The organism is Prevotella herbatica, assembly GCF_017347605.1.
GTDB classification, from domain to species: Bacteria; Bacteroidota; Bacteroidia; order Bacteroidales; family Bacteroidaceae; genus Prevotella; species Prevotella herbatica.
This window is the reverse complement of the sequence record NZ_AP024484.1, coordinates 2,755,423-2,775,557: the sequence shown is the minus strand read 5'-3', so window position 1 is coordinate 2,775,557 and position 20,135 is coordinate 2,755,423. Positions and strand designations below refer to the sequence as shown.

Sequence of the window (20,135 nt, the reverse complement as noted above, 5' to 3'; positions counted from 1 at the left end):
TGAGAATAAAATGAATATAACTATTGTAGTACCTCTTTACAACGAGGAAGAATCACTGCCAGAACTACATGCGTGGATACAGCGCGTGATGAAAGCCAACAACTATAGCTATGAAATAATATTCGTGAACGACGGAAGTACCGACAAGTCATGGAATGTGATTGAGAATTTAGCTAAAAAAGACGATAATGTAAAGGGATTGAAGTTCCGCAGAAACTACGGAAAAAGTCCAGCACTATATTGTGGATTCGCAAAAGCGCAAGGTGACGTAGTAATCACGATGGATGCAGATTTGCAGGATTCTCCAGATGAAATACCTGGACTATACAAAATGATAACAGAAGATGGATTTGATCTTGTTTCGGGCTACAAGCAGAAGAGATACGATCCTATCACAAAAACTCTCCCTACAAAGCTATTTAACGCAACAGCAAGAAAGATAAGCGGAGTTCACAATCTGCATGATTTCAACTGCGGACTTAAAGCATATCGCAAAGATGTTGTTAAAAACATTGAGGTATATGGAGAAATGCATAGATATATACCTTATCTTGCAAAGAGCGCAGGATTCGATAAAATCGGAGAAAAGGTGGTACAACACCAGGCTAGGAAATATGGAAGTAGTAAATTCGGACTCAACCGCTTCTTCAACGGTTATCTTGACTTGATAACTCTCTGGTTTCTCAGCAACTTCGGAAAGAAGCCTATGCACGTTTTTGGATTCCTTGGTTCGATAATGTTCATGATTGGTTTATTCGCAGTTATATGCATAGGTGCCGACAAAGCATACGCTTTATACAATGGCATTCCACAAAGACTTATAACAGAGTCGCCATATTTCTATATAGCACTTACAACAATGCTTTTAGGTAGCCAATTCTTCCTAGCTGGATTCCTTGGTGACCTTATAAGCAGACAGAACCCATCAAGGAACGACTATCAAGTAGAGAAAGAAATATAGAATGAAGAAAAACGGAGGATGGGATTTAAAATTATCCCTATACATATTGATAACGCTGTTTGTCGTAGCAGGATGTTCGAGCATTGATTGCCCGCTGAACAATCGTGTGTACGCAAAATACAAACTGGCAGGTGATATTAAAACGTTGGCTGACTCGCTAACCTTGTCGGCAAATCTAGGTGACGGAAACGACTCTGTTATTATTAACAAATCGGTAAACACAGACAGCTTTCAACTGCCAATGAGCTATCAACGCAACGAAGACGTATACTTTATGGAAATAAAGAATTCCACAGGTTCTCAGTTTGATACGATAAAGGTGACCAAGACAAATACTCCTCATTTTGAAGCAGTGGATTGTAACCCAGCCATCTTCCACGTTGTAACTGGTGTGAAATACACCAAGAACAGAATAGACACAATTGTCATAAATAATCCAAACGTAACTTACGATGCTACAAAGAGTACATTCCTCATACATTTCAAGAATAGCAGCAGTAATTAGTGTTGTCATGCTTACTGTCCTTACTGCTAACGCACAACAAGGCAGAAAGAAAGTCGTGACAACAGTTGCTCCTGATACGATTCCGCTATTCAGAGGCATAGCTGTTTCTACAGATCTTGTAGGACCTGCTCAATTAGCATTCGGCAGCTATGGACAATATCAAGCTGCAATGAGAGTGAATCTTAAAGACAAATGGTTTCCAATCATTGAACTTGGTATAGGAAAAGCTAACGCAGAGGATGTTACAACAAAATTGACTTATAAATCAACTGCCCCATACGGCAGAATAGGTATGGACTGGAACCTGAGCAAAAACAAACATGATATATATCGTGTGTACGGAGGTTTCAGATATGGCTATACATCTTTTAAATACGACGTTAACAGCCCAGGGATCGTTGATCCAATATGGGGCGACAAGACAGACTTCAATGCAAAAGACGTAAGTTGCACTTATCACTGGCTTGAAGGTGTATTCACAATAGACGCAAAAATATTTGGACCTGTGAGAATGGGATGGAGCGTGAGATACAAGCGCAGACTATTTCATACACACGGAGACATCGGAGAAGCATGGTATGTGCCAGGATACGGCAAAAGCGGCAACAGCCGACTTGGTGGAGAATTTAACATAACATTTGAACTATGATGAAAGGAAAAAAGAAAACTTACGCACAAGTTGCATTCCTACTGGCTCTTATAGTCGGTACGGTTCTTATCGTAAAGCAACAGAGAGATATGCCTTATCAGAAAAATGAGGGATTTATCTTCGGAACGGTGTATCACGTTACATATCAATATGACAAAGATCTAAACAATGAAATATTAGCTGAACTTAACAAAGTTGACGGTGAATTTTCAATGTTCAATAAAAAATCTACAGTAGCTGCTTTCAACAACGGCAAAAAAGTAGAGGCAAGTGATATGTTTATGAGTGTGCTGACATTATCACAAGAAGTGAACAAAGACACTAATGGAGCTTTTGATATTACTGTAGCTCCTCTTGTAAACGCATGGGGATTTGGATTCAAACACCAGAAGATGCCAGATCAACAACAGGTAGACAGCTTAAGGAAACTCGTAGGAATGCAAAACATTAACGTGGAGAAGTTAAGCGGAAAGACATATCTTTCAAAGAAACTTAAAAACATGATGCTTGATTTCAGTGCTGTTGCTAAAGGATTTGGCAGTGATGCTGTAGCAACTGTGATGAGACGCCATGACATAAAAAACTATATGGTTGAGATTGGCGGAGAAGTTGTGACAAGCGGTCTAAGCGAAAAGAGATTACCTTGGAAGATTGGAGTCACCCAACCTACCGATGACAGTCTGAACACTAATCAGCAACTTCAAACTGTGTTGGATATCACAGACAAGGCAATGGCTACAAGTGGAAACTATCGTAATTTTTACTATAAAAATGGGAAGAAATACGCACATGAAATAGACCCGAAGACAGGCAGACCTGTTCAGCATAGTCTTCTATCATCAACAGTTTTGGCAAACAAGTGTGCTGAAGCTGATGCCTACGCAACTGCATTCATGGTTTTGGGAATAGAAAAATCTGAAGCTGTGCTAAAAAGACATCCAGAATTGATGGCATATTTCATATATGCAGGAAAAGACGGCAAAAACAAAGTGTGGTATTCTCCGGCATTACAGAAAAAGATAGAGAAATAAAAATATGGAGAACGAATTTCAATTATACAGCAAACTTTTAACTCTGCCTTTATTTCAAGGACTTGGAAAAGCAGACCTTGGAGATGTTGTGGCACATACGAAATTCGATTTCCACAAATACGAACCAGAAGAAACCATCATTGACGAAAACGAGAACTGCAATCATCTGATGTTTCTTCTCAACGGTATTGCCGAAGTTGTTACTATTGCAGCAGATCATTGCTACCAAATTATTGAAGACATTTCATCGCCAGAGATACTACAACCTGAAAGGTTATTCGGTCTGATACAAAACTACACAAAGACTTTCAAAGCAAAGACAACTTGCAGAATATTGAAAATCGACAAGAGTGAAGTGATGAGACTCAGTGATAAATACATGATATTCAGAATCAATATTATGAATATGCTGTCAACAATGATACAAAAGCAAGAAAGACAATTGCTACGCAAATATCCAGACAATCTGGAAAGCAGAATTATAAGATTTATCTCTGACAGATGCCTTAGACCAGCAGGAAGGAAAATCATCAACATCAAGATGACACAACTTGCTAAGGAAATAAACGATAGTAGACTGGATGTGTCAAAGGCATTGAACAGAATGGAAGAAAAAGGAATTTTGAAACTTAAACGTGGTTACATTTATATTGAAAAGATTGAAACTGCAATGATGCAGGCGAAAGAGCTTACAATATAACATAGATATATAATAACACTAGTTAGTATGATTGAGAATAATAAACATAATACAAAAAGAATAAATCCATTTTTTGAAGACTACGGAACACCACATTATACTGTTCCATTTGAACGCATAAATACCTCAGATTACGAAGAGGCTTTTATGGAGGGTATTAAGCGTGATGACGAAGAAATTGATAAAATCATCAACGATACAGCTGAACCAACATTTGATAATATTATTGCAAGAGTTGACACTGAGAAAGGTGAACACTACTACGACCTATTGGATAGAGTATCAAATGTGTTTTCATGCATGCTTAGTGCTGATACCAACGACGAAATGGACGAACTTGCTCAAAAGTTAAGTCCTATACTCACAAAGCATTCAAACGACGTTAGTCTTAACAAGAAACTTTTTGAGAAAATAAAATATGTACATGAGCATCATCGCGAATTAACAGCAGAAGAACAGATGCTACTAGACAAAAGCTATGACGGCTTTGTTAGAAGCGGTGCTTTGCTGAACGATGCAGATAAGGACAAATTGCGCAAGCTCACTGAAGAATCAAGCATGATGTCATTGCAATTTTCACAGAACTTATTGAAAGAGACTAAGGCTTACGAGCTACATATTACAAATAAAGATGAGCTTGACGGTCTGCCTGACACTGCAAAAGAGGCTGCTGCACAAACTGCAAAAGAAAAAGATAAAGAGGGTTGGATATTTACATTGGATTATCCTAGCTATAGCCCATTCATGACATATTCCACAATGCGTAACCTACGTAAGGATATGTATATGGCAAGAAATACAGAATGTACTCACGACAATAGTGAGAACAATCTGGAAATATGCAAGAAACTCATAAACCTTAGAAGGGAAATAGCACAACTGCTAGGCTTTGATACATTTGCAGACTATGTATTGAAACATAGAATGGCTAGCAATATAGATAATGTATATAAGCTGCTCAATGACCTAATAGATGCATATAAACCAACTGCACAAAATGAGGTTGGAGAGATTGAGACTATGGCGAAGAAGGTTGAAGGAAATGACTTCAAACTAGAACCTTGGGACTTCAGCTTCTACTCACACAAACTACAAATGGCAAAATACAATCTGGACGCAGAAATGCTAAGACCGTATTTTGAAATATCAAATGTAATAAAAGGTGTATTCGGACTTGCAACAAAACTATACGGAATAACCTTCAAAGAAAATAAAGATATTCCGGTTTATAACCAAGACGTTAAAGCCTATGAAGTGTTTGACGAAGATAATAGCTTCCTAGCTGTACTATATGCTGATTTCCATCCTAGAAACGGCAAGCAAGGTGGAGCTTGGATGACAGAGTTCAAGGGACAATGGATAGACCACAAGGGAAACAACAGTAGACCCCACGTGAGCCTTGTCATGAACTTGACTAAACCAACCGATGACAAACCTGCATTGCTTACACTTGGCGAAGTTGAAACCTTCCTTCATGAATTCGGACATTCACTACATGGTATGTTTGCTAACACACGCTTTGAGAGTTTAAGCGGTACAAACGTATGGTGGGATTTCGTTGAACTACCATCACAGTTCATGGAGAACTATGCTGTAGAGAAAGATTTCTTGCGCACATTCGCTTTCCATTATCAGACAGGTGAGCCTATTCCAGACGAACTGATAGACAGAATAGTTAAGAGCAGAAATTTCATGGCTGCCTATGGTTGTATGAGACAAGTAAGCTTTGGACTTCTTGACATGGCATACTACACAAAGAAAGAGGAGTTTAATGAAGATATAATCCCATTTGAAAAGAAAGCTTGGGAAAAGGCTATGCTGTCGGAACAACTACCAAACACATGTATGACAGTACAATTCAGTCATATCATGGCGGGTGGTTATGCAGCAGGATACTACAGCTACAAATGGGCAGAAGTGTTAGATGCAGATGCATTCAGCGTATTCAAGAAGAATGGCATATTTGACAAGAATACAGCAAAAAGCTTCAGAGATAATATACTCTCAAAGGGCGGAACTGAACATCCTATGGCACTCTATAAGAGATTCAGAGGACAGGAACCGACTATTGAAGCATTATTGAAAAGAAATGGCATAAAATAACAGTTTCACTACTAAATAAATATAACCAATATGACTGCTGAGGAAAAACAAGAGAAGCTAGACTACAGATACCTGCGTATGGCAAGGATATGGGCAGAAAACTCATACTGTAAACGTAGACAGGTAGGCGCACTTGTAGTAAAAGACAAGATGATAATCAGTGACGGATATAATGGAACGCCAAGTGGATTTGAAAACTTATGTGAAGATTCTAATAATGTAACTCTTCCATACGTACTACACGCAGAAGCTAATGCCATCACAAAATTGGCACGAAGCAATAACAACAGCGATGGCAGCACCCTTTATGTCACAGCATCACCTTGTATTGAATGCTCAAAACTGATTATACAATCAGGAATAAAACGCGTCGTTTATGGTGAGAAATATCGACTTGAAGACGGTATAAACCTAATGAAAAAAGCTGGTATTGAAGTTATTTATTTGGGAGAAGAAGAATAGAAAAATAGTCATTATCAATATGATAAGAGAGTTTAATCACGTAGCAAGTAACTACAAAAAAACAGAGAAACAATATTAAACAATATGGAGCAGAAAAGAAATAACCGATGGATGCCAATTATCATGGCGCTATGCGTTGTAGCAGGTATCTTTATCGGAACGTTTTATGCTAATCATTTTTCGGGTAACAGACTGAATATCATCAATTCAGGAAGTAACAGACTAAACAATTTGTTGCACATCATTGATGATCAGTATGTTGACAAGGTGAACATTGACTCACTGGTTGACAAGGCAATTCCACAGATTCTGTCGGAGCTTGATCCACATTCTGTGTATATCAGTGCAAAGGATGTACAAGCTGCAAATGATGACCTGAAAGGTTCTTTCTCTGGTGTCGGTATCGAATTTACCATTCGTCAAGACACAATACATGTACAGAATGTCATCAAAAACGGACCTGCAGAACGTGCAGGAATATTGGCTGGTGACAAAATTGTAAGTGTAGATGGCAAGAGATTTGTTGGTAAGATAGTCACTAACGAAGAAGCACAGCACAGGCTTAAAGGTCCTAAAGATACAAAAGTAAAGATAGGAGTAGAAAGATTTGGACAGAAAACCGTAAAATATTTCACTGTCACAAGAGGTGAAATACCACAAAAGAGTATTTCTGCTACTTACATGATTGACGATGAGACTGGTTATATCAGAATTAAGAACTTTGGAGAAACGACTTATCCAGAAATGCTGATTGCATTGGCCAAACTTTCTCAAGAAGGTTTCAGTAATCTAGTAATAGATTTGCGCGATAATACTGGTGGTTATCTTAATAGTGCCGTACAAATTGCCAATGAATTCCTTCCTAAGAATAAGCTAATTGTGTATACCCAGGGCAGAAAGAGTCCAAGACAAGACTATCGTTCTGATGGTAAGGGCACATACCAGAATATTCCATTAGTAGTTTTGATTAACGAAGGTTCAGCATCTGCTTCAGAAATCTTTGCAGGAGCAATGCAGGATAATGACCGCGCAACAATCATCGGTCGTCGCTCATTTGGTAAGGGACTTGTTCAGCAACAGATCGGATTCCCTGATGGAAGCATGATTAGACTGACAATAGCCAGATACTATACTCCTTCAGGACGTTGCATACAGAAACCTTATGTAAATGGTGAAGATCCTGAATATCAGCAAGATCTTATGAGTAGATATCTACACGGAGAATTCTTCTCTCAAGATAGTATTAAGCATACAGGTCCAGCATATCATACTGCAAACGGACGTACTGTTTATGGCGGTGGTGGTATAACTCCGGATATATTTGTGCCAGAAGACACGACCGGCATCACATCATACTACAAACAAGCATCTATGAGCGGACTGATTCTGCAATTTGCATTTACATACACTGATGACAATCGCCCTAAGTTGAATAACTTTAAGGAGATGATGGAACTCAGCGACTATCTAACAAAGCAGAATACAGTTGAGAAGTTTGCTAGTTACGCAGACCATCATGGACTACAGCGACGTAACCTTATGATTATGAAGAGTCATAAGTTGCTAGAACGCTACATCAACAGTAGAATAGTCTACAACATGCTTGACGAAGAAGCTTGGAATGAATACATTAATCAAGACGATCCTGTAGTATTATCGGCTATGAAAGTATTCAAGAATAAGTCTGCTTTCCCCAAGAAACCTATGAAAAAAGTTTTGAAAGGGAAAAAGATAGCAATGCTAGGTAAACATTTTGATAATGTTGGACTAAGGAGAAACTTAATTGCAAATGCTTAAAAAAGAATTAAGAAAAGATATTAGAGAGCGCAAGCGACAGTTCACTAGCCAAAAGCTAAGCGAACTGTCGCTTATGCTTATTAATAAACTCCTTGCAAATGAGAAAATAAAAAAGGCAAGAACGATTCTAATGTACTATTCTATGCCCGACGAAGTTGATACACACAATGCCGTAGATACTTTGGTTACGATGGGTAAGAAAGTATTGCTCCCTGTTGTTATAAACGGAGAAGAGCTTGAGATTAGAGAATATAAAGATAAAAATGACCTTAGAGAAGGTATAGCCTACCACATCATGGAACCTATCGGTAAAAAGTATGAAGACTACAAAAATATAGATGTTGCCGTTGTACCTGGTATGAGTTTCGATAATAATGGAAACAGATTAGGACGTGGTAAAGGGTATTATGACAGATTTCTTAGCCAAATACCACAAGCATATAAAATTGGTATATGTTTTAATTTTCAAAAAACAGACGTTGTACCAACAGACGAAACAGATATAAAAATGGACGAAGTAATCTGTTAGAAGAATTTTATATCAGTAATTATCATTGCCCCAACCTTATCATTAAGATGTTTGACAATTTTGGAGCGCATCATACTAAGATCTTGGCGCAAAGCAGGATTAAGTATTTTCACAAATAGAGTTTGATTTTTTATAAACTTTTCGCCTGTATACTTTGCAATAGAACTACCAACAACAGAATCCCACGAATCTACAAGGCGCTTCTGTAGAAGAGGCGTTTCAAAACCTTCAGAGCGCAAAAGGCGCTTCAAGATTTCATCCAATTTTTTTACATCGCGTTTAAACATCAATCTTTAATTTCTATTTCACCGTCATTGACAGAAAATAATTTGTAATCAAATTCACCACTAGCTAATATTTTATCTAGGTGATCACGATTAGTATCTGTAATAAAAATCTGTCCAAAGTTATCCCCAGCAACAAGATTAACAATCTGTTCCACTCTATTTGCATCAAGTTTATCAAAAATATCATCTAGCAACAACAGTGGTGTCGTGTTAGAAGAAGTACGCTTCAAGAAGTCAAACTGTGCAAGCTTCAGAGCTAATGCAAAAGTTTTGTGCTGTCCTTGACTTCCCTCACGTTTCATTTGATAGCCATCAATAAGCATTTCCAAATCATCACGATGCACACCATGCAAAGAATAGCCAACAGCCCTGTCCTTGTAACGATCTCTACGAATAACTTCAAGCAAATCACCACGTTGACAATGAGAGGTATAATTCAATGAAACAGTTTCGTGATTACCAGATATTCGATTGTATATATCTTGGAAAATAGGAACAAGCAACTTTACAAACTCATCGCGCTTATGATAAATAATTTCGCCATTTATCGCCATCTGCTCTTCCCATATTTCCATAATAGCGACATCTGGTTCGTCATCCATTTTCAACAATGCATTACGCTGTTGTAAAGACTTGTTATATGAAGATAAAGCCTCTATATATGAATTATCGTATTGCGAAATAACCATATCCATAAGCCTTCTGCGTTCTTCACTTCCACCTTCAATAAGAACTGAATCTGACGGAGAAACAAAAATAAGCGGAATCAGTCCAATATGCTCAGACAAGCGACGATATTCTTTCTTATTGCGCTTGAAATGTTTTTTTATTCCACGCTTCATTCCACAATAAATATTCTCCACATCACCATTATCAGTCATATAACTTCCGTCTAGAACAAAGAATTCCTGATCATGAGTAATAACTTGTGAGTCTATCGGATTGAATGCACTTCGACAGAAAGAAAGATAGTAAACCGCATCAAGAAAATTGGTCTTCCCTACTCCATTGCTACCAATAAAACAATTCAATTTTGGCGACAGACATACAGTTGCCTCTCGGATATTCTTATAATTTATTATGGAAAGTTTATTCAGTATCATAATATCATTTGCAAAGTTATCGGTTTTATAACTTAAAAACGAAAAAAAAAGGAAATATATTTCAATATGTGAGATTATTTACGTAATTTTGCGACGTTATACCACTTATCCAATTTGGATGGGATACTGAAAAAGAAATAAATAAAAACAAATAATAATGGCAAACAAAAACCAACAGAGGGCATATAATAATGAATCCCTCTTAAATTCAGAAACTTTCTTCGATAAAAACAAGAAAGCTATTATCGTTGCAGTATTGGCAATTATCGTAATTATCGCAGGATTCTTTATTTACAAAGCTTATGTAGGTGGTCCTCGTGAAGAAAAAGCCTCTACAGAATTAGCAAAGGGACAAGAATATTTCAATGCAGAGCAGTTTGACAAAGCTCTTAACGGTGACGGTGCTGGATTTACAGGTTTCGTTAATATCATAAATAATTATGGTGGAACTGATGCTGCAAATTTGGCTAATCTTTATGCCGGATTGAGCTATGCAAATCTTAACAAGTGGAATGACGCTGTGAAGTTCCTTGATGAGTATTCACCATCAAACGATGCAATGGTTAGCCCTGCTGCTGTTGCTGCACTTGGTAATGCTTATGCACACGTAAATCAGTTGGATAAGGCTATTAGCAGTCTTAAGAAAGCAGCAGATATGGCTGACAGTGAAGGTAAAGATGGAGTAAACAACAGTCTTGCTCCTACATTCCGCCTTCAGGCAGGTATTCTTCTTGAAAGTCAGGGAAAGAAAGAAGACGCTTTAGAGATTTATCAAAATATTAAATCTAAATACGTTAATTCTCCACTCGTTCAGAGTCAGGAAATAGACAAATATATAGAAAGAGCATCAAGATAATGGCAACAGCATTACATAACCTCTCAGACTACGACTTAAGTAAGATTCCTGATGCAAGTAACATGTGCTTCGGCATTGTTGTTGCTGAATGGAATCCAGATATAACAGGGGCGCTTCTTGACGGAGCTATGGGCACTCTGGAAAAGCACGGAACTCTGCCTGAGAATATTCATGTAAGAACAGTTCCGGGAAGTTTTGAACTTGTTTATGGAGCACGCCAGATGGTTCTTCATGGAGGATATGATGCTGTCATCATCCTCGGAAGTGTTATCAGAGGCGAGACACCACACTTTGATTATATATGTCAGGGTGTAACTTATGGTATATCAAGACTCAATGCAACTCAGGAAATACCAGTAATCTACGGCTTGTTAACAACAAATGACTTGCAACAGGCTAAGGATAGAAGTGGTGGTTCACTTGGAAACAAGGGTGACGAATGTGCGATAGTTGCCATTAAGATGGCTAAATTCTAAATATATACAGAATATGAAACTTCACCAATTAATAAAAGCATACGAGTTTGACGAGATAATGCCCGTCATTAACGATATGTTTCCAGGTACGGCTCAATTTCGTGATCCATTAAATGAAGCCTACAACATTATGGCTTCTTTACGTCCTGTAGCTTCTTCAAAGAGCATTAAATATAAGCTTAACAAGGGCAAAGGTGAAGAACAATACATGGGTGCCGAAGATTCATGCTTCAATGGTCCATGGGAAGTAACACTTGGCAAGGACGTATCTCGTGAAAAAGGTGTTGACCTCAATGATATAGAGATATTAGCAAATTGTATAGTTAACATGTGCTTCATTGGAAAATATCCACAAGCGTTTGAAAAGGCTCACCAAGCATTGCTTAGAGAGTAAAAGAAATATAAGTTAAGTAAGTTGGCTGCATCATACTAATGATGCAGCTTTTTTTTGTTAATCTTAAAAAGACGTATAACATTATTAAATAAACAAGAAAAGAATATCTCTTATCGCTACTTCTTCGTTTAGCAGAGATGTATCTCATCAAGGCTGAAGGTCAGCTTGAATCAGGTAGTGCCACTGATGCTCTTGCAACTATCAATACACTTCGTAAGACACACTTTATATCAGGACAAGATAACTCTTTAAACAGCATATCTTCTATCGACGATACTCTTGTGGAAAGTGGTGTAGACCTTTGCGGTGAATTCCAATGCTGGTTCGACCTTAAGCGTACAGGTAAACTCGTTGAATACGTGAAGAAATATAATGCTCAGAGGGATCTGCCAACATAGACAGCCATCATTTATATCGTCCAATACCAGATGCAGAAACAAACTCTGTTACCAATTTGACAACAGATGAAAACAGCACTACTGGGTTCTGGCAGAATAAAGGATATTAATCAACTCCTAATAACAAGAAAAAAGAGATTAAGGTATTCCCTTAATCTCTTTTTCTTATGTTATATAATCAATACCATTTAGTCTTCTGTCATTTCTTCATCATCGCTTTTTTGCTGTTGATCTCCTGTATCCTGCTGTGTATCCTTTAAAATAGAGACACTACCAGTTCTTGATACTTTCACTTCAAGTGGAATATACTCATCACTCAATTTGTCTGGTGAGCCTACACTTGCTGCAAAAAACATATTATCTCCTTCTGCTCTATCAAAAACGACACCTAAAAGTACACCTTTTTCATTATAGGTATTATCAATATATGAAGAGAAATCCGACTTTTTGAATTCACGTTTAAAGAATTCAGTACCGTCTTTTCTTAAAATTCTTACAATAATCTTATTGTCATAATATTTGTTTCCTGAAGCATCATCAACAACAGTTGAAGATGTTTCTGCCATCCGTTGTACTACAATAGAATAATTATTCCCAAGCCAATTCACCTGACGTGTCTGAGAATAATCGCCAGTTTTTTGAATTGTCTTCTGAACTTCAGCTACCGGTTTTTTAGTTATTATATCACCGGTTCGTTTGTCTTGCTTGCAAGATACAACAGCTATGGCTATTGCCAATGCCGCAACATAACATGTCTTCATTTTGCTTGCCTTAAATTATTATTATGCAAAGATACTGCAAACGAGTGGAAAAGCAAAATAAAACGTGTTTTAATTTTGTTTTACCGAGTGTAGCCTATCTTCACCGAAGGTAAAGTATTGCAAACGAGTGGAAAAGCAAAATAAAATATGTTTTAATTTTGTTTTCCCGAGTGCAGCATATCTTCACCGAAGGTAAAGTAATGCAAACGAGTGGAAAAGCAAAATAAAATATGTTTTAATTTTGTTTTACCGAGTGCAGCATATCTTCACCGAAGGTAAAGTAACGCAAACGAGTGGAAAAGCAAAATAAAATATGTTTTAATTTTGTTTTACCGAGTGCAGCGTATCTTCACTGAAGGTAAAGTATTGCAAACGAGTGGAAAAGCAAAATAAAACATGTTTTAATTTTGTTTTACCGAGTGTAGCGTATCTTCACCGAAGGTAAAGTAATGCAAACGAGTGGAAAAGCAAAATAAAACATGTTTTATTTTACAGAATGGAATATTACATTATCATTGCTAGATAGCATCAAAGTCCAAACTAAGATAAAGAATTCAATATTATATAAAAGACCCTCTTTTATCCCCCATTAATAGTAAAATTAGGTAATATTGTAAAATAAGTGGAAAATATTACGTATTAAAACAATATTTTCCCTTGGAAATTTTGTTTTATAGAAAACATAGATTATATTTGCAATGTTTTCCAAAGGAATATATATCTTTAGGAATTATAATCTACAAGAAATCACGAACAATATAATAAAAACAAATATGAAAGAGAGTACTTTTAAATGGATGAAGAGAATACTCGTTGATTGGAACATATCACGTATCATTCGAATGGTTTTCGGAATAGGTCTATGCGTAATGGGCATAACTTCTAAGGAGAATGTAATAACACTTTTCGGTGCATTGCTTATGTTCCAAGGGATATTTAATTTATCGTGTTGCGGAGCAGGAGGTTGCTCTTTGTCAAACGATAAAAGACAAGTTTACAAAGACATTATAAAACCATACAAACCGAAGAAATAACATGATCATTAAAGAATTAAATAACAATATATAAACATTTAAACACAGCATATATGAAAGCAATTCAATTGACTAAAGCGGAGTTTCTTAAAAAAGTAGCAGACTTCGAGCATAATCCTGCAACATGGAATTACCTTGGTGACAAACCAGCAATAATTGATTTTTATGCAACGTGGTGCGGTCCATGTAAGGCAGTAAGTCCTATTATGGAAGAACTGGCTGAAGAATATAAAGACAGTATCTATATATATAAGGTAGACACAGAACAAGAGGAAGACCTCGCAGCTGTCTTTGGAATAAGATCCATACCCTCTGTATTATTCATCCCAATGAATGGTGCACCACAAATGTCTGTCGGAGCCATGCCAAAAAGTGGCTTTGAGAAAGCTATCAAAGATATTCTACTCACTGAATAAGAAGATTACTTTTAACCCCCATACTAGACAAAAGATGAATAAAATAAAGTTTTTTTTGATTGCAGCTGGGTATATTCTTATGAACCCAATAGCAATGAGCGCACAAACAGAAAATCATATTTCTATGGAAAGCGCTGTTGCTATTGCCGCAAAGAATAATGCCAACATACAGATAGCGGAACTTGATTACCGTATATCCAATGCAAACTATCATCAAACAGACGCTGTATTTTTACCTCAGTTATCTGTCAATTATACAGCTATGGTGACTAACAATCCCTTGAATGCATTCGGATTCCTGCTTCAGCAAGGCATTGCTACCCCACAAGATTTCGAACCATCAAAATTGAACAATCCGGGAGCGACACATAACTACGGAACTTCTCTCGATGCCAAACTCCCTATATTCAATCTTGATATGATTTATGCACGCAAAGGCGCGAAACTTCAGCAAGATGCATATAAATATAAATCGGCATATACTAAAAATTATATAACATTTGAAGTAAAGAAAGCCTACACTCAGCTACAGTTTGCATATCAGTTGAGAGATATATTACAAGGAACATTGATTGATGTAAAACAGATTAATCAGTCAGTTAACAATTTCTACAAACAAGGATTAGTACAAAAATCTGATGTTCTGAATGCTGAAGTGCAATTAAACACGGTAGAAAGCGCACTCTCTAAGGCAACAAGTAATATAGAGAACGCATCTGAAGGACTAAATCTCATCGCTGGAAATCCTCAAGACAAGCAAAGCCTGTATTCTACTGATTCTCTGACACAGGAGATTGTTGGATTTGAAAATAAAGAGCTTTCCGAAACACGATCAGATATCATGGCAATGAAGACTGCTCTTAACGCATCAAAGATGATGGCTAAATCATCAGAGATGGCTCTCCTACCTAAAGTAAACGCATTTGGTAGCTATCAACTGAATGACAATAAAGTTTTTGGCTTTAATAAAAACTCATACATGGCTGGGATATCTCTATCTTGGAACCTATTCTCTGGAAATCAGAACCGTAGTAAGATAAAATCTGCTAATTATACGACTGACAAGATGAATAAAGAATTAAATCAATTTATTGATAAAAGCCGATTGGAACTTAACAAGACGCGACGAGATCTGAATGATTTGCAAATTGAAATCAACAAACACAATACAAGCGTAGCACAAGCTACCGAAGCGCTCAGAATTCTAAACAACAGATATAAAGAGGGACTTGCCAGCACCACAGATGTTCTCACAGCCCAAGCACAACTCTCTCAGCAGAGAATTGCTTTAGCCCAGACAATCATGTCGTATAATATTACAAAATATTACACTGAGTTACTTACATCAAATTATTAATTCACATCAAATCAATTATAACAATGAAAGTACATACATTTTTATACATAGCAGCAATTGCGATTCTTGCATCATGCTCATCTAAATCAAATAAAGAAAAAGAAGAGAGTGCGGTTCGAGTAAGTACCTATTACCCTACAAGTACTAACAGAGAAGAAATCTTTATCAGTGGTATGGTATCTGCCAAACAGACTGCCGTCATCAGCACAAAGGTAATGGGATACATTGATAAGATTTATGTGAAGCAAGGTGACGTGGTTAAAAAAGGTCAGACTCTTTTAATCATAAACAGTAGTGATATAAAAGCCAAAGAAGCTCAGGTCAGGGCTATGATTGTCGAGGCAAACGCTGCCGCAAAAGATGCTCAGCGCGATTACCAAAGATATCAAGCACTGCACGAAGAAAAGAGTGTTTCTGATAAAGAACTGGAAAACGTAGCACTCAAGAACACTTCAGCTAAAGCTCGTCTGCAAATGGCAAGACAGGGATTAACTGAAGTGAAGTCAATGCTCGCTTACACCAATATAAGGGCACCTTTCTCTGGAGTCGTTACACAGAAGATGGTAGATGAAGGCACTATTGCCAATCCAGGAATGCCACTGCTATCAGTAGAACAGTCCGGAGATATGAATGTAACTGCATCTGTTCCTGAAAACTATGTAGCATCTATACATGTTGGCGACCATGTAAAGATTGATGTCAAATCGTTAAATATCAATATAAGTGGTATTGTCAGCGAACTAAGTCCATCTGCAACAATGACAGGAGGACAATATGGGATGAAAATCTCTATCGGGCAGAAAGACAAAGCTAAATTACGTGCTGGTATGTATACCGGAATCCATATTCAAAATAAGAAAGCAGATGGAGGTACGTCACAAATACTTGTCAACAAATCATCTATCGTAACTAAAGATCAACTCACTGGTGTTTATGTTGCTGATAAAGACAACAAAGCCATTTTGCATTGGGTGCGTCTCGGCAAGGAAACAGGAGATCAAGTAATCGTTTTGTCTGGTCTTAGTGAAACCGACCGAGTAATAGAGAGCGCTAATGTGAAACTATACAATGGACAGAAAATTATCATAACAGACTAAAACACGAGCTATGGAAAATGGAATTTCAGGAAAAATAGCCAATGCATTTATCAAATCCAAGCTAAGTATATTGCTCGTTTTTGCATTTTTGCTATTAGGCATATTCAGTATATATTATATTCCGCGCGAAGAGGATCCTCAGATAGAAGTTCCTACTGCGGACATTATGATCGGATATCCAGGCGCTACACCGAAAGAAGTGGAATCTGGAGTGATACAACCAATGGAGAAGATTGTATCAAATATCAAGGGAGTGGAACATGTTTATTCTACTTCTATGAGCGGCATGGGCATGCTCACCGTACAATTCTATGTTGGCGAAGACTCTGAACGGTCTCTGGTAAAGTTGTACAACGAGATCATGAAAAACATGGACCACATGCCACAAGGTACAACGATGCCTCTCGTCAAATCACGTTCTATAGATGATGTCCCAGCTTTGGCTTTCACGCTATGGAGCAATAAGATGAGTGGCTATGAACTGAGACAGGTATCTGAGGTTGTGGCCAACGAAGTCAAAAAGATTCCGGATGTTGCACAAGTAAAAGTTATTGGTGGACAAAGCCGTCAGGTAAGAGTGATACTTGACAAAGATAAGATGGCTGAAAGTCATGTAGACTTCGGCACTATCTCGCAGTCTCTTCAGGCAAACAATGTCCAGATGGAAAGCGGTAATATCGTTACCGGAGATAAGACCTACTCTGTTCAAACAGGAAACTTCTTTGCTAATAAGGATGAAGTTAAAAATATGATTGTCGGAACCAATGATAATCAACCTGTATATCTTTATCAAATTGCAAACGTTGAAGACGGCCCCGAAACTCCTAAGCAGTATGTTTCATTTAGTTATGGAGCAGCTGAGGCAAAAGAGAAAGCCAATATGCCAGATGATTATTCTGCCATAACGATATCTATCGCTAAGAAAAAAGGATCGGATGCAATGAAACTGGCTGAAACTGTTACGGATAAGGTAAACCAGTTAAAAGAGAATGTCATCACCAATGACATCCACGTAGATGTAACGCGTAACTATGGCGAAACAGCATCTCACAAAGTATCTGAACTGTTAATGCACTTGGTTATTGCTATTATAGCTGTTACCTTGTTTGTCATGCTCGCAATGGGATGGCGCGGAGGACTAGTCGTATTCTTGTCTGTCCCAATCACATTTGCACTGACGCTGTTTGCCTACTACTTCCTGGGATATACACTGAACAGAATTACGCTTTTCGCTCTCGTCTTTGTCACGGGTATTGTGGTAGACGACTCTATTGTTATTGCCGAGAACATGCACAGGCATTTTAAGATGAAAAATCTGCCACCACTTCAAGCAGCACTCTTTGCTATCAACGAAGTCGGCAACCCTACTATTCTTGCTACATTAACGGTTATCGCTGCTGTATTGCCAATGGCATTCGTATCTGGAATGATGGGACCATACATGAGTCCTATGCCTATCGGTGCAGCTATTGCGATGACATTCTCTCTATTGATTGCATTAACGTTAACACCATACTTTGGATATCACTTCTTAAGATTTAAAGAGAAAAAGAGCAACGGTGCGGCAGAAGAGAAGTCATCTACCGAACTGCATGACACATTTATATATAAAGTATATGCTAAAATAACAACACCATTTCTTGAAAGCAGAAAAAGAAGATGGACTTTTATGGTGTCATTAACAGTTATTCTGCTAGCAACATTCTTATTGTTCTTTACCAAATCAGTACCAGTAAAGATGCTGCCATTTGATAACAAGAATGAATTCCAGATTGTTGTTGACATGCCTGAAGGCACAACATTGGAACGTACATCTGCCGTAGCCAAAGAACTTGGACTATATGTAAGCAAAAACGACAAGGTGACCAACTATCAAACCTATGTAGGCACATCAGCACCAATAAGCTTTAATGGTCTGATACGTCATTACGATTTGCGTTCAGGCGATAATGTAGCTGACATCCAGGTCAACTTGATTGACAAGGGAAAACGTAGCGAGCAAAGTCACGACATCGCAAAATCAATGCGTGCAGGCTTGCAGGCTATCGGTAAAAGATATAACGCAAATGTGAAAGTCGTAGAAGTGCCACCTGGTCCTCCTGTTATGTCAACAATCGTTGCCGAGATTTATGGTCCTGATTATGAGAAGCAAATCAATGTTGCCAGTCAGGTTAAAGACATCTTGTCAAAAACAAACAATGTTGTAGACGTAGACTGGACAGTAGAAGATAATCAGACTGAGTATAAATTCGTAGTGGATAAAGACAAAGCTATGAAACTGGGAATACCAGAGGCACAAGTGCTACAAAACGTCAATGCTGCTCTATCTGGCATGCAGATAGGTATATTGCATCGTCCATCTAGTGTAGACCAAATCGGTATCGTATTACAGATGCCAGAAAAAGATAAGTCTAGTATAGAAGATGTCCTCAGCATGAAAGTTGTAAACAAGCAAGGCATGGCTATACCTATTGGAGATTTAGTAAAAGTAACAGAAGAAACAAAAGATAAAAGCATTAACCGCAAAGATCAGAAACGAGTAGTCTATGTCACTACTGATGTGGCTGGAAACTTGGAAAGTCCAATATATGCAATGTCTGATGTATCAAAAAATCTATCAAAAGTAAAATTACCAGAAGGTTATAAGCTAAACGAAGAGTACAACAAACAGCCAAGCAAAGAAGATAACTTCACGCTGAAATGGGATGGAGAATGGCAGATTACCTACGACGTATTCCGCGATTTAGGAGTTGCATTCCTATTCGTATTAATTATCATCTATGTACTGATTGTGGCATGGTTCCAAAACTTCATAACGCCTCTAGTACAGTTATCGGCTATACCGCTATCTCTCATTGGTATTATCTTGGGACACTGGGTCATGGGAGCATATTTCAGCGCCCCGTCCATGATCGGCTTTATTGCGCTGGCGGGTATCATGGTGCGTAACTCTATACTGCTAATTGACTTCATCGACCTGCGATTAAAAGAAGGTATTCCACTTAAACAGGCGATTGTAGAAGCAGGAGCAGTAAGAACCACCCCTATCCTACTCACAGCTGGTGGTGTTGTGATAGGTGCAATTGTAATTCTCTTCGATCCTATTTTCCAAGGATTAGCAATATCTCTCATCGGAGGAACTATCACATCTACAGTGCTCACTTTAATTGTAGTTCCACTATTATACTTTAAAATGCTAAAAAACAAAGTAAAGTAACA

21 protein-coding genes are annotated in these 20,135 nt (G+C 37.7%); 18 read left to right on the top strand and 3 right to left on the bottom strand.

The window, feature by feature from the left end; translation table 11 throughout:
- Positions 1-10 precede the first annotated feature (10 nt).
- The 9 genes from prwr041_RS10405 to prwr041_RS10365 all read left to right on the top strand — a co-directional run bounded on the left by prwr041_RS10405 (position 11) and on the right by prwr041_RS10365 (position 8,737).
- Complete coding sequence (locus prwr041_RS10405) at positions 11-961, top strand: glycosyltransferase family 2 protein (protein ID WP_207153719.1); 951 nt, start codon at positions 11-13, stop codon at positions 959-961.
- A 1-nt stretch (position 962) separates the two neighbouring features.
- Positions 963-1,466, top strand: coding sequence for a DUF6452 family protein (locus prwr041_RS10400; RefSeq protein ID WP_207153718.1), 504 nt, complete (start codon positions 963-965; stop codon positions 1,464-1,466).
- Entirely contained in the window at positions 1,414-2,115 is a 702-nt protein-coding gene (locus prwr041_RS10395) for a DUF6048 family protein (RefSeq protein ID WP_237072214.1), read from the top strand. Before prwr041_RS10400 ends, prwr041_RS10395 begins: the two co-directional genes overlap by 53 nt.
- Entirely contained in the window at positions 2,115-3,146 is a 1,032-nt protein-coding gene (locus prwr041_RS10390) for an FAD:protein FMN transferase (protein ID WP_394370820.1), read from the top strand. The genes prwr041_RS10395 and prwr041_RS10390 overlap by 1 nt, the downstream gene beginning before the upstream one ends.
- A 4-nt stretch (positions 3,147-3,150) precedes the next feature.
- On the top strand, positions 3,151-3,846 hold the full coding sequence (locus prwr041_RS10385) for a Crp/Fnr family transcriptional regulator (protein ID WP_207153716.1): 696 nt from the start codon (positions 3,151-3,153) through the stop codon (positions 3,844-3,846).
- Between the two features lie 27 nt (positions 3,847-3,873).
- Positions 3,874-5,949: a M3 family metallopeptidase gene (locus tag prwr041_RS10380; RefSeq protein WP_207153715.1), complete on the top strand. Its 2,076-nt coding sequence runs from the start codon at positions 3,874-3,876 to the stop codon at positions 5,947-5,949.
- A gap of 30 nt (positions 5,950-5,979) precedes the next feature.
- The gene (locus prwr041_RS10375) at positions 5,980-6,411 is read left to right on the top strand and encodes a deoxycytidylate deaminase (protein WP_207153714.1); all 432 of its coding nucleotides are present in this window, start codon (positions 5,980-5,982) and stop codon (positions 6,409-6,411) included.
- Positions 6,412-6,495: 84 nt separating this feature from the next.
- On the top strand, positions 6,496-8,208 hold the full coding sequence (locus prwr041_RS10370; protein ID WP_207153713.1) for a S41 family peptidase: 1,713 nt from the start codon (positions 6,496-6,498) through the stop codon (positions 8,206-8,208).
- On the top strand, positions 8,201-8,737 hold the full coding sequence (locus prwr041_RS10365) for a 5-formyltetrahydrofolate cyclo-ligase (protein ID WP_207153712.1): 537 nt from the start codon (positions 8,201-8,203) through the stop codon (positions 8,735-8,737). The genes prwr041_RS10370 and prwr041_RS10365 overlap by 8 nt, the downstream gene beginning before the upstream one ends.
- On the opposite strand, the gene prwr041_RS10360 is transcribed toward prwr041_RS10365, so the two are convergent.
- Both prwr041_RS10360 and recF read right to left on the bottom strand, forming a co-directional pair.
- Positions 8,734-9,024, bottom strand: coding sequence for a DciA family protein (locus prwr041_RS10360; protein ID WP_207153711.1), 291 nt, complete (start codon positions 9,022-9,024; stop codon positions 8,734-8,736). The genes prwr041_RS10365 and prwr041_RS10360 overlap by 4 nt on opposite strands.
- Complete coding sequence (recF, locus tag prwr041_RS10355) at positions 9,024-10,127, bottom strand: DNA replication/repair protein RecF (RefSeq protein ID WP_207153710.1); 1,104 nt, start codon at positions 10,125-10,127, stop codon at positions 9,024-9,026. Before recF ends, prwr041_RS10360 begins: the two co-directional genes overlap by 1 nt.
- Positions 10,128-10,284: 157 nt before the next feature.
- Between recF and prwr041_RS10350 the strand changes: the two genes are divergently transcribed.
- The 4 genes from prwr041_RS10350 (at position 10,285) to prwr041_RS10335 (ending at position 12,251) form a co-directional block, all read left to right on the top strand.
- Positions 10,285-10,983, top strand: a complete 699-nt coding sequence (locus prwr041_RS10350) for a tetratricopeptide repeat protein (protein ID WP_207153709.1) — start codon at positions 10,285-10,287, stop codon at positions 10,981-10,983.
- Entirely contained in the window at positions 10,983-11,459 is a 477-nt protein-coding gene (gene ribH / locus prwr041_RS10345) for a 6,7-dimethyl-8-ribityllumazine synthase (RefSeq protein WP_207153708.1), read from the top strand. The genes prwr041_RS10350 and ribH overlap by 1 nt, the downstream gene beginning before the upstream one ends.
- Positions 11,460-11,472: 13 nt before the next feature.
- A complete protein-coding gene (locus prwr041_RS10340) occupies positions 11,473-11,853 on the top strand; it encodes a hypothetical protein (protein ID WP_207153707.1) in 381 nt (126 codons plus the stop codon).
- A 137-nt stretch (positions 11,854-11,990) separates the two neighbouring features.
- Positions 11,991-12,251 carry a RagB/SusD family nutrient uptake outer membrane protein gene (locus prwr041_RS10335; RefSeq protein ID WP_207153706.1) on the top strand — a complete coding sequence of 87 codons (261 nt, stop codon included), beginning with the start codon at positions 11,991-11,993 and terminating at the stop codon, positions 12,249-12,251.
- 188 nt (positions 12,252-12,439) lie between these two features.
- Here the strand turns inward: prwr041_RS10335 and prwr041_RS10330 are convergent, their stop codons facing one another.
- A complete protein-coding gene (locus tag prwr041_RS10330) occupies positions 12,440-13,012 on the bottom strand; it encodes a DUF4738 domain-containing protein (RefSeq protein ID WP_207153705.1) in 573 nt (190 codons plus the stop codon).
- A gap of 773 nt (positions 13,013-13,785) precedes the next feature.
- On the opposite strand from prwr041_RS10330, the gene prwr041_RS10325 reads away from it, so the two are divergent.
- Genes prwr041_RS10325 through prwr041_RS10305 form a run of 5 tightly spaced genes read left to right on the top strand, consistent with a single transcriptional unit; the run spans position 13,786 to position 20,133 of the window.
- On the top strand, positions 13,786-14,046 hold the full coding sequence (locus tag prwr041_RS10325; RefSeq protein ID WP_207153704.1) for a hypothetical protein: 261 nt from the start codon (positions 13,786-13,788) through the stop codon (positions 14,044-14,046).
- A gap of 20 nt (positions 14,047-14,066) precedes the next feature.
- On the top strand, positions 14,067-14,462 hold the full coding sequence (gene trxA, locus prwr041_RS10320) for a thioredoxin (RefSeq protein WP_394370819.1): 396 nt from the start codon (positions 14,067-14,069) through the stop codon (positions 14,460-14,462).
- 34 nt (positions 14,463-14,496) lie between these two features.
- The gene (locus tag prwr041_RS10315; RefSeq protein WP_237072213.1) at positions 14,497-15,819 is read left to right on the top strand and encodes a TolC family protein; all 1,323 of its coding nucleotides are present in this window, start codon (positions 14,497-14,499) and stop codon (positions 15,817-15,819) included.
- Between the two features lie 23 nt (positions 15,820-15,842).
- Positions 15,843-16,916 carry an efflux RND transporter periplasmic adaptor subunit gene (locus prwr041_RS10310; protein WP_207153702.1) on the top strand — a complete coding sequence of 358 codons (1,074 nt, stop codon included), beginning with the start codon at positions 15,843-15,845 and terminating at the stop codon, positions 16,914-16,916.
- A 10-nt stretch (positions 16,917-16,926) separates the two neighbouring features.
- Complete coding sequence (locus prwr041_RS10305) at positions 16,927-20,133, top strand: efflux RND transporter permease subunit (protein WP_207153701.1); 3,207 nt, start codon at positions 16,927-16,929, stop codon at positions 20,131-20,133.
- Positions 20,134-20,135: the final 2 nt, after the last annotated feature.